This window comes from Nonomuraea maritima, assembly GCF_900100395.1.
GTDB lineage: Bacteria > Actinomycetota > Actinomycetes > Streptosporangiales > Streptosporangiaceae > Nonomuraea > Nonomuraea maritima.
On record NZ_FNFB01000002.1, the window covers coordinates 572419 to 595699 of the forward strand.

19 protein-coding genes are annotated in these 23281 nt (G+C 70.8%); 6 read left to right on the top strand and 13 right to left on the bottom strand.

The annotated features are described in order from the left end of the window. Window positions 1–1173, top strand: coding sequence for a C40 family peptidase (locus BLR04_RS06360; RefSeq protein ID WP_143021972.1), 1173 nt, complete (start codon window positions 1–3; stop codon window positions 1171–1173). Window positions 1174–1243: 70 nt separating this feature from the next. Here the strand turns inward: BLR04_RS06360 and BLR04_RS40470 are convergent, their stop codons facing one another. Both BLR04_RS40470 and serA read right to left on the bottom strand, forming a co-directional pair. Next, window positions 1244–1633, bottom strand: a complete 390-nt coding sequence (locus BLR04_RS40470; RefSeq protein WP_176902965.1) for an SSI family serine proteinase inhibitor — start codon at window positions 1631–1633, stop codon at window positions 1244–1246. A gap of 555 nt (window positions 1634–2188) precedes the next feature. Then, window positions 2189–3778: a phosphoglycerate dehydrogenase gene (serA, locus tag BLR04_RS06370; RefSeq protein WP_090760490.1), complete on the bottom strand. Its 1590-nt coding sequence runs from the start codon at window positions 3776–3778 to the stop codon at window positions 2189–2191. A 352-nt stretch (window positions 3779–4130) separates the two neighbouring features. Here serA and BLR04_RS06375 point away from each other — a divergent pair, with 352 nt between their 5' ends. Together BLR04_RS06375 and BLR04_RS06380 are read left to right on the top strand one after the other, a co-directional pair. Continuing rightward, window positions 4131–4889 carry a hypothetical protein gene (locus BLR04_RS06375; protein ID WP_245740051.1) on the top strand — a complete coding sequence of 253 codons (759 nt, stop codon included), beginning with the start codon at window positions 4131–4133 and terminating at the stop codon, window positions 4887–4889. A gap of 103 nt (window positions 4890–4992) precedes the next feature. Next, a complete protein-coding gene (locus tag BLR04_RS06380) occupies window positions 4993–6345 on the top strand; it encodes an MFS transporter (protein WP_090760493.1) in 1353 nt (450 codons plus the stop codon). Here BLR04_RS06380 and BLR04_RS06385 read toward each other — a convergent pair. Genes BLR04_RS06385 through BLR04_RS06395 form a run of 3 tightly spaced genes read right to left on the bottom strand, consistent with a single transcriptional unit; the run spans window position 6305 to window position 10097 of the window. Further along, a complete protein-coding gene (locus BLR04_RS06385) occupies window positions 6305–8902 on the bottom strand; it encodes an FtsX-like permease family protein (RefSeq protein WP_090760495.1) in 2598 nt (865 codons plus the stop codon). The genes BLR04_RS06380 and BLR04_RS06385 overlap by 41 nt on opposite strands. After that, window positions 8899–9582 (bottom strand): ABC transporter ATP-binding protein, encoded by a 684-nt coding sequence (locus tag BLR04_RS06390; protein ID WP_090760497.1) that lies wholly within the window; start codon window positions 9580–9582, stop codon window positions 8899–8901. The genes BLR04_RS06385 and BLR04_RS06390 overlap by 4 nt, the downstream gene beginning before the upstream one ends. Further along, window positions 9579–10097: a PadR family transcriptional regulator gene (locus tag BLR04_RS06395; RefSeq protein WP_090760499.1), complete on the bottom strand. Its 519-nt coding sequence runs from the start codon at window positions 10095–10097 to the stop codon at window positions 9579–9581. Before BLR04_RS06395 ends, BLR04_RS06390 begins: the two co-directional genes overlap by 4 nt. An 88-nt stretch (window positions 10098–10185) precedes the next feature. Here BLR04_RS06395 and BLR04_RS06400 point away from each other — a divergent pair, with 88 nt between their 5' ends. Further along, the gene (locus BLR04_RS06400) at window positions 10186–10734 is read left to right on the top strand and encodes an FHA domain-containing protein (RefSeq protein WP_090760501.1); all 549 of its coding nucleotides are present in this window, start codon (window positions 10186–10188) and stop codon (window positions 10732–10734) included. Between the two features lie 99 nt (window positions 10735–10833). Continuing rightward, on the top strand, window positions 10834–12378 hold the full coding sequence (gene dacB, locus BLR04_RS06405) for a D-alanyl-D-alanine carboxypeptidase/D-alanyl-D-alanine endopeptidase (RefSeq protein ID WP_090760504.1): 1545 nt from the start codon (window positions 10834–10836) through the stop codon (window positions 12376–12378). 343 nt (window positions 12379–12721) lie between these two features. Here the strand turns inward: dacB and BLR04_RS06410 are convergent, their stop codons facing one another. The 3 genes from BLR04_RS06410 to BLR04_RS06420 all read right to left on the bottom strand — a co-directional run bounded on the left by BLR04_RS06410 (window position 12722) and on the right by BLR04_RS06420 (window position 14645). Beyond that, entirely contained in the window at window positions 12722–12982 is a 261-nt protein-coding gene (locus BLR04_RS06410) for a hypothetical protein (RefSeq protein WP_090760506.1), read from the bottom strand. Window positions 12983–13360: 378 nt separating this feature from the next. Beyond that, window positions 13361–14128, bottom strand: a complete 768-nt coding sequence (map, locus tag BLR04_RS06415; protein WP_090760508.1) for a type I methionyl aminopeptidase — start codon at window positions 14126–14128, stop codon at window positions 13361–13363. 37 nt (window positions 14129–14165) lie between these two features. Next, window positions 14166–14645, bottom strand: a complete 480-nt coding sequence (locus tag BLR04_RS06420) for an NUDIX hydrolase (RefSeq protein ID WP_090760510.1) — start codon at window positions 14643–14645, stop codon at window positions 14166–14168. A 116-nt stretch (window positions 14646–14761) separates the two neighbouring features. On the opposite strand from BLR04_RS06420, the gene BLR04_RS06425 reads away from it, so the two are divergent. Beyond that, window positions 14762–15964, top strand: a complete 1203-nt coding sequence (locus BLR04_RS06425; RefSeq protein WP_218128731.1) for an MFS transporter — start codon at window positions 14762–14764, stop codon at window positions 15962–15964. Window positions 15965–16015: 51 nt separating this feature from the next. Here the strand turns inward: BLR04_RS06425 and ilvC are convergent, their stop codons facing one another. The 5 genes from ilvC to BLR04_RS06450 form a co-directional block, all read right to left on the bottom strand. Continuing rightward, on the bottom strand, window positions 16016–16999 hold the full coding sequence (gene ilvC / locus BLR04_RS06430) for a ketol-acid reductoisomerase (RefSeq protein WP_090760825.1): 984 nt from the start codon (window positions 16997–16999) through the stop codon (window positions 16016–16018). Between the two features lie 23 nt (window positions 17000–17022). Beyond that, window positions 17023–17547 carry an acetolactate synthase small subunit gene (gene ilvN / locus BLR04_RS06435; RefSeq protein WP_090760513.1) on the bottom strand — a complete coding sequence of 175 codons (525 nt, stop codon included), beginning with the start codon at window positions 17545–17547 and terminating at the stop codon, window positions 17023–17025. Then, window positions 17540–19279 (bottom strand): acetolactate synthase large subunit, encoded by a 1740-nt coding sequence (locus BLR04_RS06440; protein WP_090760515.1) that lies wholly within the window; start codon window positions 19277–19279, stop codon window positions 17540–17542. Before BLR04_RS06440 ends, ilvN begins: the two co-directional genes overlap by 8 nt. 205 nt (window positions 19280–19484) lie before the next feature. Next, window positions 19485–22103, bottom strand: coding sequence for a putative bifunctional diguanylate cyclase/phosphodiesterase (locus BLR04_RS06445; RefSeq protein WP_245740052.1), 2619 nt, complete (start codon window positions 22101–22103; stop codon window positions 19485–19487). 237 nt (window positions 22104–22340) lie between these two features. Continuing rightward, window positions 22341–23249: a 2-hydroxyacid dehydrogenase gene (locus tag BLR04_RS06450; protein ID WP_090760519.1), complete on the bottom strand. Its 909-nt coding sequence runs from the start codon at window positions 23247–23249 to the stop codon at window positions 22341–22343. Window positions 23250–23281 lie beyond the last annotated feature (32 nt).

Sequence of the window (23281 nt, forward strand, 5' to 3'; positions counted from 1 at the left end):
TTGTCTCGCATCGCCACGGCCTTGGCCGCGGGCGTCGCCGGGATCATCCTGGCAACCCCCGCCGCTCAGGCAAGCACCACGCAACGGCCCCCCACGCAGGACCCGTGGGCGAAGGGCCCCTCCACGCAGGACCCCTGGGCCGGGGATCCCTCCGACCGAACCTCCCTCATCCCGGACTCCTGGGTGAAGGACCCGTCCCTCCCTGACTTCACGGCGCACGACGTCTGGGCCGACGTCCTGTCCGGCACCTCCGCCCAGGACCCCTGGGTCAAGGTCCCCTACGCCCAGGACCCGTGGGCGAAGGACCCCGCCACCCCGCGCCACCGCGCGAAGAACCGGAAGCCGAAGGACCCCTGGGTGAAGCACCCCTCCCCACGGGACTCCGGGGACGACGACTCCACCCCTGTCCCCTCGGCCGAAGACCCCACTGACGCTCCCCCGCAGGACCCCTGGGCGAACGACCCCACCGCACAGGACCCCACAGCTGACAACCCCGCACCTCAGGACCCCTCGGCGGACGACCCCGCCGACACGCCGTCACCGGAGCCTTCGGCGGAGAACCCCACCGACGCGCCCCCTCATGACCCTTGGGCGCAGGACCCCGCGGACACGCCCCCGCAGGACCCCTGGGCACAGGACCCCGACGCGCCGGCCGGTGACGAGGTCAAGGAAGAGCCGATCAAGCGTCCGAAGCCCGCCTGGAAGATCGCCCTGCGCTTCGCGATGAACAAGCGCGGCATCCCCTACCTGTGGGGAGGCACCGGCCGGGGCGGCTACGACTGCTCGGGCCTGATGCTGCGGGCCTACCAGAAGGCCGGGATCCAGCTGCCGCGCGTCGCGGCCGACCAGTACGGGGCCTTCCACAGGAAGATCGCCTGGAAGAACCTCAAGCCGGGCGACCTGGTCTTCTTCAGCGGCCTCGGCCACGTCGGGATGGTCTCGCGGCCCGGCTACATGGTGAACGCGCCGCACACCGGCGACGTCGTCAAGGAGGAGCCGCTGTCGGCCTGGCGGCGCAGCGTCTTCGTCGGCGCGGTGCGCCCCGACCCCAAGGGCGTGCGCGAGTGGCGTGAGTACAAGAAGAAGCGCCGCGAGGCAGCCGCAGAAGCGAAGGACGCGACGGACACGACCGACAAGTCCGAAACGACCACGCCCCACGCATCAACCGACTGACCTCGTACGCGATCAGGTTGGAGCGTTCCAGCAGACAGCCCCGGGGGGATCCCCCGGGGCCGCCGCCGTGTCACGGCACGACCGGGCCGGCCTGCCGGTCGAGCACGCAGGCGTTGGCGTACATGTGCGCGAACTCCTTGTGCCGGCCGCGCCAGGTGCCACGGATGTTCACGTGGACGGGGTCGAGCTCGCGCGAGCAGCCGGTCGAACCGGTCGCGAGCCAGTCGAGGTCGCCGTCGACCTCGGTCAGCAGGTCGCAGGCCGCCTCGGCGTGCGGATGACGACTGGTGTCGGGCGGGCAGGTCAGGAACCAGCGCTGGAAGGTGCCCTCCCTGACGTTGTGCCGGACGATGTCCAGCTCGGCCACCGCCGCCTGCGCCGGGACGGCGAGCAGGCCGGCTGCGGCCACCGCGGGCAGTGCGAGGGCCACGGCCCTACGGATCGCGACGAGCATGTGCATAGACAACCTCCCCGATCGGAACGGATACGCAGAGTGACCGTACAGCACTCTGCGTATCCGATCGGGGATTGATCCAGGCAGGCGATCCTGCGCGGTTGTGGCGGACCCGGATGAACGGTCAGCGGTCGTGGTCCTGCGGGGCGCCGCCGTTGTCGCGCCGGTCCAGCGCGATCTGCACGGCTTCTGCCGCCTTGTCGTCGTGTTCGTCGGCGCGGTTCCAGGCATACATGTCGTACATGTGACTCATCTCGATTCGCGGAAGCGTTCCAGTGACGCCGGACTCCGGTCACGAATCCGACAGGCCTGCTCTCGTGGCCCGGGTCACGGACCGGACGAAGGGGCTTAGCGGTCGACCACGCGCCGAACACCGCGGCGAGTCGTCGACCTGCCCTAACAGGCCTCGCCGCGGCAGGTAATGAGTACGAGAACCTGGCGCATCTCTCGCTACGGTACCTGAGGAATTTCCTTGGATCTCCTACTATCTCGCATGCTGAGACACAAAAGGCCGCCACCCGGAACGCTCCGGGTGGCGGCCTCGTACGACGATCGGGAGGGTCAGTCCTCCAGGTCGACAGAACGCCCGCTGTCGGCGCCGATCTCGGCCACGATCTGCTCGACCACGTCGGCGGGGATCGCGGAGTCGACGGTCAGCGCGATCAGCGCCTTGCCGCCCTTGACGTCACGGGCCACCTGCATGGACGCGATGTTGATGCCGTGCTCGCCGAGCAGCCGGCCGACCACGCCGACGATGCCGGGACGGTCGGCGTAGGTGAGGAAGCACAGGTGGGCCGTCGGCTCGATCTCCATCTCGTAGCCGTTGACCTCGACGATCTTCGTGATCTGCCGCGGCCCGGACAGCGTCCCGGAGACCGAGACGTGGCGGCCGTCGGCGAGGACGCCGCGCACGGTCACCAGGTTGCGCCAGTCGGGGCTCTCGGAGCTGGTGACCAGCTCGACCTCGATGCCGCGGTCCTTGGCCAGCAGCGGGGCGTTGACGTAGGTGACCTGCTCCTCGATCACGTCGGTGAACACGCCCTTGAGCGCGGCCAGCTCGAGCACGCGGACGTCCTGGGCGGCGATCTCGCCGCGGACCTCGACGTCGAGCTTGGTGGCGACCTCGCCGGCCAGGGCGGTGAACACCCGGCCCAGCTTCTCGGCCAGCGGCAGGCCCGGCTTGACGTCCTCGGCCACCGCGCCGCCCTGCACGTTGACGGCGTCGGGCACGAACTCACCCGCGAGCGCCAGCTTCACGCTGCGCGCGACCTGCGTGCCGGCCTTCTCCTGGGCCTCGTGGGTGGAGGCGCCGAGGTGCGGCGTGGCGACGACCTGGTCGAGCTCGAACAGCGGGCTGTCGGTGCACGGCTCCTTGGAGAACACGTCGAGACCGGCGCCGGCGACGCGGCCCTCCTTGATCGCGGAGTAGAGTGCGCCCTCGTCGACGATGCCGCCACGGGCCACGTTGACGATCCGGACGGACGGCTTGACCTGGTGCAGCTCCCGGTCGCCGATGAGCCCCAGCGTCTCCTTGGTCTTGGGCAGGTGGACGGTGATGAAGTCGGCCTGCTTGAGCACCTCTTCGAGGCTGAGCAGCTTGACGCCCATCTGCGCGGCGCGGGCCGGCGGCAGGTAGGGGTCGTAGGCGATCAGCTCGACGCCGAACGGCTGCAGCCGCTGCGCGACCAGCTGGCCGATCTTGCCGAGGCCCAGGATGCCGACGACCTTCTCGTCCAGCTCGACGCCGGTGTACTTCGAGCGCTTCCACTCGCCGTTCTTCAGCGCGGCGTGGGCCTGGGCCGTGTTGCGGGCGCTGGCCAGGATCAGGGCGATGGTCTGCTCGGCGGCGCTGGTGATGTTGGAGGTCGGGGCGTTCACGACCATGACACCGGCCTTGGTGGCCGCCTCGACGTCGACGTTGTCGAGGCCGACGCCGGCTCGCGCGACCACGCGCAGCTTGGGTGCCGCGGCGATCGCCTCCGCGTCCACCTGCGTGGCGGAGCGGACGATCAGCGCGTCCACGCCGGCGAGGGCGGGCAGCAGCTGCGAGCGGTCGGAGCCGTCGGTGTGGCGGACCTCGAAATCAGCGCCGAGAACGGCTAGGCCGGCTTCGGACAGCTCCTCTGCGACCAGAACGACGGGCTTGTTCACTGGTGTGGATCCTTTGGGCACGACTGGCTTGGAGGAGGACACGTCGACGGATCCCCCGATGTCTCGTCGAGTCTATCCACGCTTGTGAAAGCGTTCACGAGAGACCCAGAATGTGAGACGCATCGCACGATGCGAGACAAATGTCGGTCGTACCCCCGTGTCGGCAAACTCACCCATTCCAGGCGCATCTTTGTCTTGATCGGGGGTTTTCTTGCCCATTAGCCTGATAAGCCGTGGCCGACTACCTAGGGTTCGTCCTATGAGCATCGGGAATCCTGCGCTCGCCGACGTGCTCGCTCAGCATGGCTCTCCACACCGCCTGCTGAGCGCTCTTGCCGACGGTGGAGTCCTGGTGGCAGTGCGATCAGACCGTTCCGTCGTCCTCGGGACGACACAAGCAGGTGACCGGGTCCTGCTCGGTTACACCAGCCCTGCCACGTACGCCAGGCACCGTGGCAGTCACTCCCTGTCGGCCTGCGACGCCGACACCATCCTCGACATCCAGCGCGTCACCGGTGTGCGCGAGATCGTCATAGACGCGGCCGGACCGGCCGCCGCGGCCGTGCCCATCGCCGATCTGCAACGCTTCCTCACCTCGACGCGGACGGGGCCCACGCCCGTGCTGTCGGCGGCCCCTGCCGCCTACGCGACGGGCGCCATGGCCACCGTGTCGCGCGGCGCCGCACTCGCCCAGGTGGCGCCGCCGACGCAGGACGCCCCTTCCATGCCGTGGGTGCCCGCGCCGCGACCGCACCTGTCGGGGCCCATGCAGCAGGTCGATCCCGGCTACCGGCGGTGCGCGCACCCGATCCTGCCCGCGCTGCGCCAGGCGATCGCGCAACTGCTCATGGACTTCCCGCTCGTGCACCACGTCTGGATCTCCGAGGCCCGTACGGCCTCCGGGGCGCCCGGCATCATGCTGCACGTGAAGGTGCACATGTCGGCGGCCGAGGACGTCGTACGCGACCTGCACCGGCTCGTCCGCGCCCGGCTGCCGCAGCTGGCCGCCTCGGGGGCGCCGATCCTCATGGCGCGGGTGGCCGACGCCCGCAGCGAACGCCGGATGATCGAGATCGGCGCGCACGTGGTCTGCGCCGACGTACGCGACTGACGCTCAGGGCCCGCGCAAGCGGGCCCTGCCGCCGACGTGACAACCGCAGGGCCCGCGAAAGTGGGCCCTACCGGTCGTGCCGGGGCTTCGCTTCAATGAGGTCATGATCACACCGGCCGCGACCGTCCCCCGGAGCGTGCGCCTGGGGTACGGCGTGGGCTCCTTCTGCACGGCCACCGTCAACGCCGTGCCCGGGCTCCTGCTGCTCTACTACATGACGAACTTCCTGGCCGTGCCCGCCTGGCTGGCGGGGGTGGTCGTGACCGCGCCCAAGATCTGGGACCTGTTCGTCAACCCGCTGGTCGGCCGCTGGTCCGACCGCACCCGCTCGCGTCTCGGGCCCCGCCGTCCGTGGCTGCTCGCCGGCGCCTGCACGCTGCCGGTCGTGTTCGCGCTGGTCTTCGCCGGGCCGCCGCTGAAGGGCGCCCCCGCGGCACTGTACGTCGGGGCCTGCTTCATGGCGACGGCGACGGCGTACGCGCTGTTCGAGGTGCCGTACAAGGCGATGCCGGGCGAGATGACGCACGACTACCACGAGCGGACGTCGCTGCTCCAGTGGCGGATGATCTTCATCGGCGCGGGCACCGCCGTCAGCGGCGTCCTCGCCCCGGCGATCGTCACGAGCCAGGGCGACGAGGGCTCGCTGGCGAGCTACCGGACGATGGGGCTCACCATCGCGGTGATCATGCTGCTCGCCATGCTCGGCACGTTCTTCGGCACCGCCCGCGCCCCCATGACCGGCGCCCCCGAGCCCGACCGGGGCGGCTGGCGCGAGCAGGCCGCGGCGATCAGGGGCAACTCCGCGTTCCTGTGGATCACCGTGCTGGCCTGCACGCAGGGACTGGCGGTCAGCATGATGCTGGCCGCCGCGCCGTACTTCGCGGCCTACACCCTGGGCGACCCGCAGTCCACGCAGACGCTGTTCGCGGCCCTGGTCGGGCCGATGCTGCTGACCATGCCGCTGTGGGTGCGCCTGTCCAAGCGGTTCGACAAGCGCGGCGCGATGGTCCTGGCCGCGCTCCTGTTCGGTGGCGGCACGGCGGCGGCCATGGCCACCCCGCTGCTCGGCGCCCTCTACGCCCATGTGGCGATCCTCCTGGTCGGCGTGGGGATCGCCGGGGTGCAGCTGCTGCAGTTCTCGATGCTGGCCGACGTGATCGCGGTGGACGCGGCCGGCACGGGCAGGCGGCGGGCCGGCGTGCTGACCGGGCTGTGGACGGCCCTGGAGAGCGGGGTCAGCTCCTTCGGCGCCCTCGTCTTCGGCGTGATCCTGTCGATCGGCGGCTTCGTCGAGTCGGACCCGACCCGCCCGGTGACGCAGCCGGACAGCGCGGTGACGGCGGTGCTGGTCGGCCAGACCGCCGTCCCCGCGGTGATCATCTTCCTGTCCGTGCTGATGACCTTGAAGTACCGCCTCACCCCACCCGCCGCGCCCGCGCCTGCCGCGTCCGCGTGAACGCCCCCGCCATCAGCGCGGCCAGCAGCGGCAGCCCCACCACCAGCCCCGCCAGGAAGACCCAGGGGATGTCGAAGATCTCCGGTTCGCTCGGTCGCCACCCCAGGCCGCCGGCGTTCCGGCCCGCCCGGATCATCGCCGCGCCGGCGACGGTGCCCCCTGCCAGCCCGACAGCGGCCCCCAGCCCGGAGATGTACGCGGCCTGGGCGGCCACGACGAACCTGCGCACGCGCGGTGGCGCGCCGACCGCGGACATGGTGTCCAGATCCTGCCGCATGTCGGCCGCCGCCAGCCCGGTGGCCGCGAACGTGCCCCCGAGCACCAGCACCATCGCGGCGCCGAGCATCAGGAACAGTACGGGTACGGTGTCCTCGTCCCAGCGGCGCTCCACGTCGACGTACACGCCGGCGGACACGGCGTCCAGGGCGCGCCACAGGCTGTCCCGGTCGGCGGTCACGCCGGCTGCGTAGAGGCGTCGCTCGGCCGTCCGTAAGCCGGCGGCCTTCAGGGCGGACTCCCCGATCAGGACGCCGCTCTGCGCGGCCTCCGCCGGCGTCGCCACCACGGCCGGGAGCGTCAGAGTCCTGACCTGGCCACCACCGAACGAGTCAGCGCCCAGCACGCCGACCGCCAGCTCGATCGTGCCGTCGTGGACGAGTTCGGGGCCGAACGCCACGGCATCGCCCCGTGCCAGCGCCGCCGCGGCCCGCTGGTCGTCGCGCCGAAGGAGCGACCTCAACAGCTTCTCGTCGCCGACCACGACGGGCCATTCCCACACGGGACGGCAACGCTGGCCCCCCGTGCACTGCCGGTCGGCACGGGCCGGCCTCAGATCGAGCTCCTCTCCCCTGTGATTCGTCGCCACCATCCCTGGGACCGTCGGTGTGCCGGGAAGCAGGCGCTCCGTCTCCTCCCGCAGCCTCGACCAGTGCTCGTCACTCTGCGACACCCTGACGCCGACGGTCAGCGTGTCGAGGGGCACCAGGGAGGTGCGGCCGGCCTCGCGCTGGGCGGCCGAGCTCGCGGCGAACAACCCCAGGGCGACCGCCGTCATCGTGGCCGCCATGACCGCCCCGGCGGCGGAGGCCGTACGGACACGGTGGCGGGAGGCGTCGCGGACGGCCAGGCGCAGCGGGAGCGGCAGGCGACCGGCCAGCCGGCCGGTGCTCCGGATCACCAGGGGCATCAGCGCGATCAGGCCCAATCCGAGGACCACGGCGGCGACGCTGACCGCGAGCTGGTCGCGACGTGCGGCGACGAAGCATCCGCCCGCCCCGAGCACCACCAGGACGGTCCCGAGCACGGGGCGTCCGGCACGGCCCGGCGGATCGACCCCCGCGCGCCCCGTCAGCACCTGCGCGGGACTCTGCCTGCTCGCCTGGACCGCGGGCACCAGCGCGGCCGTCAGCCCGCTGACCACACCGAGCGCGGCCGTGGCGAGCACCTGCAGCCACGGGACATCGAGCGGGCCCTGCGTCCAGTCCATCCACCGTGCACCGGCCGACTGCACCGCCATACCCGTCAAGACGCCGAGAACGACCCCGACCAGCACCGCCGCCCCGCCCAGGACCAACCCGTCGGCCAGCACCACGGCCTTGAGCTGCCGTCCGGAGACGCCCTGGGCGGCGAGCACGGCCAGTTCCCTGCGCCGTCGCCGGAGCCCGACCGCGAAGGCCGGCCCTGCCAACAGGGCGGTCTCCGCGACGACGATCACGACGCCGACGCCGAGCCCGATGAGCCGCTCCTCCGGGGGCCCGATCGAGAGTCCGAACCCGCGCCAGTCGTCGGCGCCGCCGCGCGGCGCCCGCTCGATCAGCTCGCGAGAATACACGGCCAGGCCCGCCTGGTTCAGCCGCCGGACGTCCGCGCGCAGCACGGGGGCGGAGGTGTCGGCGAGCCAGCCGCTGCTGTTGCCGTCGTTCTGGTGGCCGAGCACGCTCTCCGGCAGGCCCACCAACTCGGCGCGGCCCGGGCGGTTGGGATTCTGCACCACGCCGACCACGCGCAGTGGCCGGTCCTGGCGAGTCACCGCCAGCGTGTCCCCGACTCGCACGCCCAGGTCCGTCAGCGCCGGCGATACCGCGACCTCGCCGGCCGCGGCGGCGAACCTGCCCTCCACCAGCGTCCGCATGCCCCGGGTCATGGGGTCGCGCAGATCCACCTCCAGCGCCTCCACCCGGTCGTAACCGCCGTTCACCCGGACCTCGGTGGCGTTCTGCTGGTAACGGAGCAGGCGACCGTGGATCAGGCGGCCGATCTCGGCAGGCGTCCACTGCCGGTCGGGGCGAGGGGCCTTGGGCTGCCGCACGTATTCCGCGGACAGGTCCTGTTTCACCGGGGTGCGTAACGGCAGCGTCACCAGGCGGGCGTCGGCCGAGCCCAGCACCGAGTCCAGCCTCTCCCTCGGCGACACGTCCGTCGTGGCGTTGCTGGTGAGCACTGCCGTGATCAGGAGCACCGGCAGCCCGATCATCACCATGATCAGCGCCGTACGTCCCTTGGCGCGCAGCGCGTCCCTTCGCGAGACGCGCAGCGCGGCGACGAGCACGGGGATCATCGGGCGCTCTCCAGCCGGACGTCCGCCGCGTCGACGATCAGGCCGTCGCGCAGGTAGATCACCCGGTCGGCCCAGGCCGCGTAGCGCGGTTCGTGGGTGACGAGCAGCACCGCCGCGCCCGCCTCGTCGCAGCGGGAGCGGAGCACCCGCAGGATCTCGTCGCCGGTGGCGGTGTCGAGGGCGCCGGTCGGCTCGTCGGCCAGCAGCAGCCGCCGCTCCCCCGCCAGCGCCCTGGCGATGGCGACGCGCTGGCGCTGTCCTCCGGACAGCTCCTCGGGGAAGCGTCCCGCCGTCTCCTCGGCGCCGACCTCGGCGAGCGCGACCATGGCCTCCGTACGGGCCCGGCGCGCCGGCACGCCGTCGAACTCCCTCGGCAGCATCACGTTCTCGGCGGCGGTCAGGGACGGGATCAGGTTGAGGTCCTGGAAGACGTACCCGACGCTGCGGCGGCGCACGGCGGCCAGGTCGCGCACGGCGGCGAGGTCGCGGCCCTCGATCTCCACGGCGCCGGAGGTGGGCCGGTCGAGGCCGCCGGCCAGGTTGAGCAGCGTCGACTTGCCCGACCCCGACGGGCCCATGACGGCGACCAGCTCGCCGGCCGACACCTCAAGGCTCACGCCTCCCAGTGCCCGCACCTGGCCGTGCACGCGGGTCACGTCGCGTAACTTCACCACAGTCATACGTTCTTCTCCTTGGACGTCCGCGCCACGGCCTCGCAGTGGTCGAGCCAGCGCTGCTCCGCCTCGGCCTTGAAGATCAGCCCGTCGACGACCAGGCTCTGCGCGACCCCGGTGGCGGCCCGCTTGGCGCGGGTGAGGTCCTGCAGCGCGCGCATGGTGGCCATGCGCTGGTTGTGGATGACGGCGCCGACATCGACGTCGGCGCCCGCCACGGCCATCGCGATCTTGATGGCGAGCTCGTCCCTGGGCCGGTCGCTCTGCGCGACCGGGGTGGCGAACCAGCGTTCCAGCTCGGCGCGACCGGCGTCGGTGATCGCGTACAGCGCGCGGCCCTGCTCGTCGGCGCCGTTCGGCGTCACGAGGCCGTCGCGTTCGAGCCGCGCCAGGGTGGTGTAGACCTGCCCGATGTTCAGCGGCCAGGTGGCGCCCGTCGACGCCTCGAACTCGGTGCGCAACTGGTAGCCGTAGCGCGGTCCGCCGTTCAGCAGCGCCAGGAGACCGTGTCTGATCGACATGGATACTGAGTATGCATACTGCGTATGCACGACGCAAGCAGATCCGCGTATTCTGGACACGGGCCGGGATCGGGCCGATACTCCCTACATGAGTTCCACGCATCCGCCCTTTCGCGCCTCCGACGGGGACCGCGACCGGGCGATCGACGAGCTCAGAGACCGGGCGGCGGAGGGCCGCATCTCTCACGACACCTTCGTCGGCCGGGTCGACCAGGCGTTGCGCGCCCGCAACCGGCAGGAACTCGACGAACTGGTGGCCGACCTGCCGCAGAAGCCGACGTTCCGGCAGCGGCTGACGGACACCGTCTCCTCGGTGTCGGAGTTCACCACGAGGCTGCAGTCCGCCTGGCGCAAGCCGCGCCTGCCGCGGCTCGCGCTGCCCGACGACGACCGCCCCCGCTACGTCGTGGGCCGCGGGTCGGCCTGCGATCTCGTCCTGTCCGACCTGACGGTCTCCCGCGTCCACGCCGAGCTGCGGCGCGAGGGCGACGGCGGGTGGATGCTGGTCGACCTCGGCTCGCTCAACGGCACCCGGCTCAACGGGTGGCGGCTGGTGGGTCCGGCGCGGGTGAAGTCGGGCGACGAGATCTCGTTCGGCGACTGCGGCTTCCTCGTGACGTCTGACGAACCTTCCTAACACCTCCGCAAATCCAGATAAATACGGAGATTTGCGGATCACAGGCTGACTGCGGTGGTTCATGCTGCAGGCGATCCCCCAGTCGACCTTGGAGAACCCATGCGGCGCACCTCAGCCTCCCTCGTCGCGGGCGCGCTCGTCGCGGCCCTCGCGTGGGCATCCGGACCCTCCTCCCCCGCCGTCGCCCTCGACCCCTCCGTGGGCGTGGCGGACCTCACCCAGGACATCAACCAGATCCTCAGCGACTCCCGGCTCACCATCGCCCGCGCGGGCGTGGTCGTCAGGAGCGCCCAGACCGGCGAGGACCTGTACGCCACCGACGCCGGCAAGCAGCTCACCCCCGCCTCCAACACCAAGCTGTTCACCTCGGCCGCGGCGGCGGAGACGCTCGGCCTCGACTACCGCTTCCCCACCACCGTGCTGCACTCCGGCCGCAAGGCGGGCTCGGTGGTGACCGGCGACCTGGTGCTGCGCGGCACCGGCGACCCGACGATGCTGGCCGAGGACTACGACGCCCTGGCCGCCGCGGTGGCCAAGGCGGGCGTGAAGGTGGTCACCGGCAAGCTGGTGGCCGACGACACGTGGTTCGACGGCCAGCGGCTCGGCAACGACTGGGCCTGGGACGACGAGACCGCGTACTACGCGGCGCCGATCTCGGCCCTGACCGCGTCGCCCGACCGCGACTACGACGCGGGCTCCGTGATCGTCTCCGTGGCGGCCGAGAACGGCAAGGTCAAGGTGACCACCACGCCGCAGACCGACTACCTCAAGATCGTCAACCGGGCCACCGTGGGCGACAGCACCGACGTGCTCATCGAGCGGCAGCACGCCACCAACACGGTGGTGATCACCGGCACCGTCGCGGGCTCGTACCAGGAGTGGGTGGCCGTGGACGACCCCACGGCGTACGCGGCCTCACTGTTCCGCGAGGCGCTGAAGAAGCACGGCGTGAAGGTGATCGGCGCGACCACCTCCGGCGCGGCCCCCGAGGGGGCCAAGGAGCTGGCCAAGCACGAGTCGATGCCGCTGAGTGAGCTGCTGGTGCCGTTCCTGAAGCTGAGCAACAACATCCACGCGGAGATCCTCACCAAGGCGATGGGCCGCAAGGCGGCCGGCCAGGGCACGTGGGCGGCCGGGCTCAAGGTCGTCACCGACTTCGCGAAGGCGAACGGCGCCGAGGTGATCAACATGCGGGACGGCTCGGGGCTCTCGCGCCGCGACGGCTTCTCGCCGAGCTCGATCGCGACGTTCCTGGCGTCCCTGCGGGACAAGCCGTGGTTCACCACCTGGTACGACGCGCTGCCCGTGGCCGGCAACAACGAGCGCTTCGTGGGGGGCACCCTGCGCAGCCGGATGCAGAACACCGCCGCGGCGAACAACGTCCGGGCCAAGACGGGCTCGCTGACCGGTGTCACGGCGCTGTCGGGCTACGTCACCAGCGCGGACGGCGAGCCGCTGGTCTTCTCGATCATGCTCAACCAGTACCTGTCGGGCTCGCCCAAGGACATCGAGGACAAGATCGCCGTACGGCTCGCACAGTTCTCGCGGACGGCGGGCACCTCTGACGTGAGCTCACTGCGCGTGGCCGAGCCGACCTCGTCGGGCGACCTCGAGTGCTCGTGGCTGAAGCCGGTGCAGTGCTGACCTGGTTGAACGCGACACGACGCGGAACGGGACGCTGGGGCTTACCCAGCTGAGCCGGATTCCAAACCTGGAGCTCCAAGTTTGGGGTGGGATTTCCATACATAACCGACTTGCGGCGGCAGAATCAACGTAACCGCCGTAGACCACGGAGCGCCGGGCTCAGCACCGGCCCACCTCCAAGCCGGTACCCCACCGCACACCCCGCGCTCCTTCCCGGCGGACCCGGCCGCGCCTGTTTCCCGCACCAGGCCCGCGGCCGGGTCCGCGACGCGGGCACACCGAAAACCGCCCAGAAAAAGGCCAAGGGGCCCACCCCAACGGATGAGCCCCTTGTTCAAGATCCTCAGAGCGCGCCGAGCGCCCCTTCGAGGAGACTGCCGAGCAGGCCCTCCTCGCCCAGCGCGTTCAGGTCCTCCAGGTCCTCGGCCGAGTAACCGTGCCGCCCGCCGATGCTGCAGTCCTCGCCACAGTTCTGGTAGATCAGGACATCGTGCTGACGGTCGTGGTGGTCCTGGGGCCAGTTGGTGGCCGAGGCGAGCGCGGAGCCACTGAACATCACCATCCCGCCGACGACTCCGGCGAGGACGAGTCCGTGCTTGTACATTGTCGTTCCCCTTTGTTACCTCTTGGCTACGCTACGTAGCTAACGGAGGAAGATTTGCCCTCGAGGTATCTCCGACAAACGCCAAGATTTCTGCTTTGACGAGGACGATCCCTTCCTTTGACCGAAGGGACGTACAGACCGGTCTCCTTGACCTCACGATGCCTGCGGTTGATCATCTGCCACCACTGCGACAACCGGTGGATGACCTTGGCGCATACCTCGCAACAAATGCCGTACCGGGCGTGCGCCACCAGGAGCCAGATCGTGGACATAAGCGCGGGAAAATACACCAAAGCGTGGCAAGCACTGGGGCTCGTCACGAGGTCCACCCGCGCCCATGCGGCGGAGCCCGGCATGCCGCCTTCTGGGCACGCCCGACTACGGCAGGGTGAGGATGACCGGGCCGTCCTCGGTGACGGCGACGGTGTGCTCGACGTGCACGCTCCTGCTGCCGTCGGCCGAGCACACCGACCAGCCGTCGGAGTCCATGACGTACTCGTCGCCGCCGCCGGCCATGAGGCTCGGCTCGATCGCGATCACCAGGCCGGGCCGCAGCCGCAGCCCACGCCCCCTGGTGGCCTCGTTGGGGACGAACGGCGACTCGTGCATCGCCCGGCCGATGCCGTGGCCGCCGAAGTCGTTCTGCATCCCGTAGCCGGCGCCGCGCCCGACGGTGGACATGGCGTGCCCGATGTCGCCCATCCGGCCGCCCGGCACGGCCGCCTCGATGCCCGCGGCGAGCGTCTCCTCGGCGACCTTGATCAGCTTGAGGTCCTCCTCGCGCGGCTGCCCGACCACGAAGCTGACCGTGCCGTCGGCGTGCCAGCCGTCGACGTAGGCGGCGCAGTCGATGCTGACGAGGTCGCCGTCACGCAGCCGGTACGGCGAGGGCAGCCCGTGCAGCATGACCCCGTTGACCGAGGTGCAGATCACCCCGGGGTAGGGCATCGCGCCGAACGACGGGTGGTACCCGAGGAACGACGCCCCGGCCCGCGCCTCCTCGATGACCGTCCGCGCCACCTCGTCCAGCTGCTTGAGCGAGACGCCGACGGCGGCCCGCTCCCGCACGGCCCCGTGGACGGCGGCGACCACCCGCCCCGCCTCCCGCATGGCGTCGATCTCCCCGACGGACTTGAGCTCGATCACGGCCCCTCCTCGCTCGATAATAATACCGGTATTATTATCACGCTTCCGGCCGGTGCGGTTCGAAGAGGCGGTGGAGCAGCGTCCCCTGACCCGACTGCAGCACGTGGGCATGCTCCAGCGGGATCCAGAAGCACTCGAAGCGGGTCGGCTCCCCCACCCCGTCATGCCGCTCAGAGCTGAACCACCGCTCGGGCGCGGGCTCCTCCAGCGCCAACTGGAAGACGTGGCGGCGCTGCACCTCGGCGCGGTACGGGGTCATGTCGTAGCGGGTCACGCCGAGCTTGCGCACCACAGTGAACGCGCTGAGCCCGGTCTCCTCCCGCGCCTCCCGAAGAGCGGCGTCCCCCGGCTCCTCCCCCACCCTGACGGTGCCCGCCGGCACCTGGACCCCGACCTCTTCCCAGCTGTGGTCGACGTGCCGGAAGACGAGCAGCCGACCGTCCCTGACGATGTAGCAGAGCGCCTTGTCGCGTACGGGCTTCGCGGTCAGGTGAGGGTGAGGAGCGATGGGGATCATGGCGGCGATTGTTGGGCCGCGGGCCGAGGATCACAACCGGTTGTCCCCGGGGAATGCGGTGGCGCGGGCCGTGCGCAGCGGCCAGAATCACAGGGACGCACTGGCTGAAGGAGCCCATGATGGACACCTCGTCGGCACCAGGCACCTCGGCGCAGTCGCGCACCCCTTGGGGCACGATCGCCGTCACCTACCTCGGCGGGGTCGTCGCGGCCATGAGTCTCGGCAAGTTCGCCCCGGTCGGGCCGGCGGTGGCGGCCGAGCTGGGGCTGTCGCTGTCGCAGCTGGGCTGGGTGATCTCCACGGTGGTCGGCGTCGGGGCCGTCGCCGGCTTACCCGCCGGCTACCTCGTCCGCCGCCACGGCGCCGAGCGGTCGCTGGTCACCGGGCTGGTGCTGCTCGCGGTGGCGAGCGCGGCGGGCGCCGGCGCCGGCGGCTACGCCTGGCTGCTGGTCGCCCGGGGTCTCGAGGGCATCGGGTATCTCCTGGTGACCATCGCCTGCCCGGCGCTGATCGCACGTCTCGCCCACGAGCGCGACCGCGGCACCGCGCTGTCCGTCTGGGCCACGTTCGTCGCAGTGGGCCTGGGCGCGAGCACACTGGCTGGAGGCGCGATCGGGGCCGCTCTCGGCTGGCGGGGCTGGATCGGGGTCCTCGCCGCCCTCACGCTCGTCATGGCGCTCGTCGTACGCGTACGCCTGCCGCGCGGATCCGGCCTTCAGGCGGCCGCCGGGCCCGTCCCCCGTACGGGTGCGCTGGCCTGGCCGGGCATGCTCGCCGCGGCCTTCGGCCTGGCCGTGCTGATGACCATCCCGGTGGTCGTGCTGCTGCCCACGCTGCTGGCCGAGCAGCACGGGTACTCGGCCGCCTCCGCCGGCGCGGTCACGTCGGTGATCTCCGTGCTCAGCGCCCTCGGCGGGCTGGCCGTCGGCATGCTGCTGCGGCGCGGCTCCCGCGTCGGTGTCCTGGCGCTCGCCGGGCTGCTCACCCTGCCGGCCGCCTGGCTCATGTTCGGCGACCACGGCTCCACGCAGGCCGCGCTGGCCGGGGCGGGCGTCATCTCGATCGAGAACGGCTTCCTCGGGGCCCTCGGCTTCGCCACGCTGCCGCTGGTGCTGGAACGTCTCGACCACGCCGACGTCGGCAACGGCATGGTCGCCCAGGCGGGCAGCATCGGGTCGCTGCTCGGCCCGCCGATGTTCGGCCTGGTGCTCGAGGGACCCGGTCAGCAGGCCCTCGTGCCGGTGATCGCCGCCGGGATCGTGGCCTCCGTCGGCGCGCTGCTGCTGGTCGGCAGAAGAGCGGCCCTGCCGCGGCCGTGAGAACAGCAGCGGCGGGCAGGGGACGTGCCCCCGCCCGCCGCGTTCGCCTGATCAGGCCTTCAGCCAGCTCATCATCGGACGGAGCTTGGCGCCGGTCTTCTCGATGGCGTCCTCGGCGAGCTCACCGCGGTAGCGCTTGAACTCCTTCTGGCCGCTGTCGAACTCCTCGACGAGCTGCCGGGCGAAGGTGCCGTCCTGAACCTCGGCCAGGATGCGGCGCATCTCCTGACGGGTCTCGTCGTTGATGACGCGCGGGCCGCGGGTGTAGCCGCCGTACTCGGCCGTGTCGGAGACCGACCAGTACATCTTGGAGATGCCGCCCTCGTACATGAGGTCGACGATGAGCTTCATCTCGTGCAGGCACTCGAAGTACGCGATCTCGGGCTGGTAGCCGGCCTCGATCAGTGTGTCGAAGCCGGCCTTGATCAGCTCGGAGACGCCGCCGCACAGCACGGCCTGCTCACCGAACAGGTCGGTCTCCGTCTCCTCCTTGAACGTGGTGCGCAGCGCGCCGGCCCGGGTGCCGCCGATGCCCTTGGCATACGAGAGCGCCAGGTCGAGTGCCTTGCCGGAGGCGTCCTTCTCGACCGCGACGAGACACGGTACGCCGCGCCCGGCCTCGAACTGCCGGCGGACGAGGTGGCCAGGACCCTTCGGGGCGACCATGCAGACGTCGACGCCCTCGGGGGCCTCGATGAGCCCGTAGCGGATGTTGAGGCCGTGGCCGAAGAACAGCGCGTCGCCCTCGACGAGGTTGGGGGCGACGTGCTCGGTGTACAGGTGACGCTGGATGTGGTCGGGCGCGAGGATCATCGTGAGGTTGGCCTCTTCGACCGCCTCGGCCGGGGTGACCACGCGCAGGCCGTCGTTCTCGGCCTTCTCGCGGCTCTTGGAGCCCTCGGGCAGGCCGACGCGCACGTCAACGCCGGAGTCGCGCAGCGAGAGCGCGTGGGCGTGACCCTGGCTGCCGTACCCCAGGACCGCCACGTGGCGTCCCTGGATGATGGACAGGTCGGCCTGGTCGTCGTAGTAAATATCGGTCACTTGCTGAAAACCTTTCAGGCGGTGCGGTCCAGTGCCCTGAGGGACCGGTCGGTGATGGAACGGGCGCCGCGGCCGATGGCCACCAAGCCCGACTGGACGAGTTCTTTGATCCCGAACGGCTCGAGGACCTTGACGAACGCCTCGAGCTTGTCGGAAGTGCCGGTGACCTCGATGGTCACGGCGTCGGCCGCGACGTCGACGCACCGCGCACGGAAGAGCTGGACGAGCTCGAGCACGTGCGAACGGGTCTCGGCGTCGGCCCTGACCTTGATGAGCATGAGCTCGCGCTGCACGGACTGCCCCGGGTCGAGCTCGACGATCTTGAGCACGTTCACCAGCTTGTTGAGCTGCTTGGTGACCTGCTCGAGCGGCAGCTCCTCGACGCTCACGACGATGGTGATGCGCGAGATGTCGTCGTGCTCGGTCTGCCCGACGGCCAGCGAGTCGATGTTGAAACCACGCCGGCTGAACAGCGCCGACACGCGCGCGAGGACACCCGGCTTGTTCTCGACAAGCACCGACAACGTGTGCCTACTCATCTTCGTTCTCCCACCTGGGCGCCATGTCACGGGCGATCTGGATGTCGTCGTTGCTGGTGCCGGCCGCGACCATGGGCCAGACCATGGCGTCCTTGTGGACGACGAAGTCGACCACGACCGGCACGTCGTTGATCTCCATGGCCTTCTTGATCACGGCGTCCACGTCCTCGGGACGCTCGCATCGCAGGCCAACACAACCATAGGCCTCGGCCAGCTTGACGAAGTCGGGGATGCGGCGCGTCGTCTGCAGGTCGACGTTGCTGTACCGCTCCTCGTAGAAGAGCGTCTGCCACTGGCGGACCATGCCGAGGTTGCCGTTGTTGATCACGGCGATCTTGATCGGCACGCCTTCCAGTGTGCAGGTGGCCAGCTCCTGGTTGGTCATCTGGAAGCAGCCGTCGCCGTCGATGGCCCACACGGTCGCGTCGGGGCGGCCCATCTTGGCGCCCATCGCGGCCGGGACGGCGAAGCCCATCGTGCCGAGGCCGCCGGAGTTGATGAACGTGCCGGGGTTCTCGTAGTCGATGAACTGCGAGGCCCACATCTGGTGCTGTCCGACCCCGGCCACGTAGTAGGCGTCGGGCCCGACGATGGAGCTCAGCCGCTCCATGACGTACTGCGGGCTGAGCGAGCCCTCGGGCGCCGGCTCGTAACCGAGCGGGTACGTCTTCTTGTAGCCGTTGAGCGTCGACCACCATTCGGCGTAGTCGCCCTGGGTCTCGACGGCCCGCACGGCGTTGATGAGGTCGGCGATGACCTCTTTGCAGTCGCCGACGATCGGCACGTCGGCGTGCCGGTTCTTGGAGATCTCGGCCGGGTCGATGTCGGCGTGCACGATCTTCGCGTGGGGCGCGAACGACGACAGCTGGCCGGTCACCCGGTCGTCGAACCGCACGCCGAGCGCGACGATCAGGTCGGACTGCTGCAGCGCGCCGACGGCCGAGACGCTGCCGTGCATGCCGGGCATGCCCATGTGCTGCGGGTGGCTGTCGGGGAAGGTGCCGCGGGCCATCAGCGTCGTGACGACCGGGATGTTCGTCAGCTCCGCGAGCTGCAGCAGTTCCTCGGAGGCGCCCGCCTTGTGCACGCCGCCGCCGACGTACAGGACGGGCCGGTGCGACTCGGCGATCAGCTTGGCGGCCTCGCGGATCTGCTTGGAGTGCGGCCTCGTGACCGGGCGGTACCCGGGCAGCTGCATGGTGGGCGGCCAGCTGAAGGTGGTCTCCGCCTGGAGGGCGTCCTTGGAGATGTCCACGAGCACCGGGCCTGGGCGGCCCGTCGAGGCGATGTGGAAGGCCTCCATGATCGTACGCGCGATGTCCGCCGGGTCGGTCACCAGGAAGTTGTGCTTCGTGATCGGCATGGTGATGCCGGAGATGTCGGCTTCCTGGAAAGCGTCCGTGCCGATGGCCGCACTCGCCACCTGCCCGGTGATCGCCACGATCGGCACCGAGTCCATGTACGCGTCAGCGATCGGCGTCACGAGGTTGGTCGCACCCGGCCCGCTGGTCGCCATGCACACCCCGACGCGGCCGGTGGCCTGCGCGTAGCCCTCGGCCGCGTGTCCCGCGCCCTGCTCGTGCCGTACGAGCACGTGCCGCACCTTGGTCGAGTCGTAGAGAGGATCGTAGGCCGGCAGAATCGCACCGCCGGGGATCCCGAACATGGTGTCGACTCCCATGTGCTCCAAAGCCCGCACCAGGGCCTGCGCACCTGTCATCCGTTCGGTCATCGGCTCGTTCCTTGCGTGGCAGCTCGCTTGAGGACATAAAAAATGCCCCGGTCCCGCCGGGCGGCGGGTCTGGGGCGGCGCGCAGGTCGTCGTGCTTCGCTATCGGCCTGCGCGCCGGCGAAGTACTACGAGAATCTCACTGCGAAGCATGCCAAACACCATAGCCGCTCCGAACGCACATGTGTCAACTCCTTGGACACATGTCTCAGACAGTGAGACTCGTCTGCATCAGCGAGTCGACCCCGCGCGCCGCCATCGGACGCGCCACCAGGAACCCCTGACCCCGCGTACAGCCCATCTGCTTGAGCAGTTCGAGCTGCTCGGGACGCTCGATCCCCTCGGCCACCACGATCAGCCCGAGATCGTGGCCGAGCCGGACGATCGTCCGGGTGAGCAGGGTCAGCGTGTCGTCGGTGCCGAGCCCGGCGACGAACGACGGGTCGATCTTGATCATGTCGACGGGCAGCTGCCGGAGGAAGGCCAGCGACGCGTAGCCCGTACCGAAGTCGTCGATCGCGAGACGCACCCCGAGCGCGCGCAGCTCCGACAGCCGCCTGACGGTCTCGTCGGCGTCCTCGACCAGCATCTCCTCGATCACCTCAAGGGTCAGCGCCGAGGCGGGCAGCCCGCTCTCGGCCAGCGCCTCCTCCACGGTCTCGACGAACCGCGGCGCGGTGATCTGGCGCGCCGACAGGTTGAGCGACAGACCGATGTCCCATGACGAGGCCCGCCACGCGGCCACCTCGCGGCACGCCTCGCGCAGGATCCACTCGCCGAGCGGCACGATCAGCCCGGTGTCCTCGGCCGGGCCGAGGAAGTCCTCAGGCGGCACGAAAACCGACCCGCGCCACCAGCGCACCAGCGCCTCGACGGCGGTCACCCGGGAGGTGGCCAGGTCGACCACGGGCTGGTACTCGATGGCGAACTGCTGCTCGATCAGCGCGCGCTGCAGGTCGGCCGCGAGCTCGAGGCGGCGTACGGCGTCGGCGTGCATCTGCGCCGCGAACACCTCGACCCGACGCCCGCCCCGCTCCTTGGAGCGCGCCATCGCCGCATCGGCGTTACGGATGAGGTCGCCGGCCGGCATGCCGTCCTCGCTGAAGGCCACGCCCACGCTCGCGGTCATCGCCACGTCGCGGTCGGCCACCCGGAACGGCTCCTGCGACACCGCGCGGACCAGCCGCTCGGCCAGGTCGACCGCGATCTGCGCGTCGCCGCCGGTCTCCACGAGCACCGCGAACTCGTCGCCGCCCCACCGGGCGAGCGTGTCGTCGGCGCGTACGGCCCCGCGCAGCCTGCGGGCCGCCTGCCCGAGCAGGTAGTCGCCGCTCGCGTGGCCCACCGAGTCGTTGACCGAGGTGAACCCGTCGAGGTCGAGGAAGATGACCGCGATGTTGGTGGACGTGCGGCCGGCCAGCACCTCACGGGTGCGCTCCTCGAAGTAGGAGCGGTTGGGCAGGCCGGTGATGCCGTCGTGGAAGGTCAGGTGGACGACCTGGTTGCGCAGTGCCTCCTCGTCGCTGACGTCTCTGGTGGTCACCAGCATGAGGTCTTCGCCGCCGACACGGCGGGTGGCGACCGACTCGGTGGGCCGCCACGTGCCGTCGGCCGCGCGCACGCGGCAGGCGAACAGGCACGCGCCCGGCGCCGGGTCGCCGTCCTCGAGGTGCATGGCGCGCATCGCGAGCCGGATGCCAGGGACGTCCTCCGGGTGGACGAAGTCGAAGATCGACCCGCCGACCAGCTGGTCGGGGCGGTAGCCGTACGTGACCTCGACGCTGGGGCCGATCTCGCGGACGACACCGTCGTAGTCGCAGGTGAACACCACGTCGCCGGTACTCTCGGCGAGCTCCCTGAGCTGACGCCGGCTGGTGCGGACCTGGGCGCGCAGCCGCGCGTTGAGCGCGGAGACGACGAACAGGCGGACGAGCAGCAGCAGCACCACGGAGACCGAAACCACCACGACGCCGGTCACGGGCTGCTGGGCCCGGCCGCCGGCGAGGTGGGCGAGCATCGTGCAGGCGGCCACGGTGACGAGCACGAGCGGCGCGAGCGCGACGGCATGGCGGACCAGCGCGTGCCCGGCGACGGGGCCTCGCGGCCCCCAGGGGGCGGCCGCGAGCAACAGGAACGCGACGGGCACGAGCATCACGGTCCATACCTGCGGCTCGGCGCCGCGCAGGCGTTCGACCGCCGTCACGAGCTCGGCCACGGTCGTGGCGGCCAGCACGCCGCCGCCCGACAGACCGAGCAGCCAGGACGGCGCGGCGCAGGTGACCAGCGGCGGCAGCACGACACACGTCACCAGCAGCGCGACCATCGGCGGCAGCAGAGTGAGGGTGAACATGCCGGCGTCGGCCGTGTCGGCGTAGACGTGCCGCAGCAGCACGACCCAGCCGACGAGGAAGATCGAGGCGGTGCACAGGTAGGCGTCGGACAGGCGCCGCAGGGCGGAGCCAGGGGGGAACTTCCTGTCGGTGGCCACCAGCGCGCCACCCGCCGCCAGGAGCGTGCCCGTCAGCACGAACATGTCGGCGAAGCTGACCAGGAACCCCTCGGCGAACGGCCTGAGCGCCACCCCGGCGGCCCAGACGAGGGCGCCGCCGCTCATCCAGCGCGCGGCCGAGACCTCGGCGCGGGGCAGGCCCGTGCGCCGGACCGCGGCGATCAGCAGCGAGGCGGCGGCGATCAGCGCCGTGACGCCTCCCGCGACCGCGCCGGTGACCACGGCGGAGGAACCCGCGAGGTACGCGACGGCGAACGCCACCGCGCCGGCGGTCGCCGCGGCGACCGGCGGCACCCGTGGATCACGCCAGCGGATCACAGTCGTTGCCCATCCCGTCTCGTACTCTGCACCCGCGACCGCCGAAGTCCGGTCGATCACTTCGCCAGTGTGCAGCGGTCGTGGGTGTGCGGGTGGTGACAACGCCGATGTCGTCACCGATCTGATAACCACACAGACCATTCGCCGCCAAGAACTCCTTGACAGTGAGTCAGGAACTTCCCGCAAGCGCAACCATACGCACCGCAGGTCACGGACCAGCCACGGTCCGGAATCTCCTCAGTACGCTTCGGTGATGATGTTCACCAGCTCGTCACCTGCGAGATAACGCTCCAGCTGGGCGCGGATGAGACGGACCACGCGCCGTACCGACGCGGGGGTGCTGCCCGCGACGTGCGGGGTGATCAGGACGTTCGGAGCGGTCCAGAGCGGGTGCCCGGCGGGCAGCGGCTCGGGGTCGGTCACGTCGAGCGCGGCCCGCAACCTGCCGCTCCGGAGCTCGGCGAGCAGGGCGCCCGTGTCGACGACCCCGCCCCGCGCGGCGTTCACCAGCACCGCGCCGTCCTTCATCCGCGCGAGGAACGCGGCGTCCACCATGCCCGTGGTGTCGGGCGTGGACGGCACGAGCAGCACGACGACGTCGGCGGACGGCAGCAGTTCGGGCAGCTCGTCCATGGCGTGCACGCCCTCTCGGGCGCCGCGCGCCACGCGGACGATCTCGACCTCGAACCCGGCGAGCCGCCGTTCGAGCGCGGCGCCGATGGAGCCGTAGCCGAGGATGAGCACGGTCGAGTCGGCGAGGACACCGGTGTGGTGGTAGGTCCACTCGCCGCGCCGCTGCGCGTCGACGAAGCCCGGGAACTCCCTGAGCACCGCGAGCATGGCCCCGACCGCCCACTCGGCGGTGCCCGCGTCGTGCACGCCGCGGGCGTTGCACAGCACCGCGCCCTCCGGCATGTGCGGACGGTACGCCTCCACGCCCGCGGTCACGGTCTGCAACAGTCGCAACGAGGTCATCCTGGCCAGCGTGCCCGGCACGTCGGGCACCGGGACCAGCGGCGGGATCCACACCTCGACGTCCTCGACGCCGTCGGGCATCGCGGTCTTCCCGTCGAAGACGACGCACTCGACGCCCGGCAGATCGGACAGCGCGGCAGCCACCGCCTCGGAAGCAACCCAGGTCTTCATGCCGAGAACCTTACGACTCCCGGGGAAGTAAG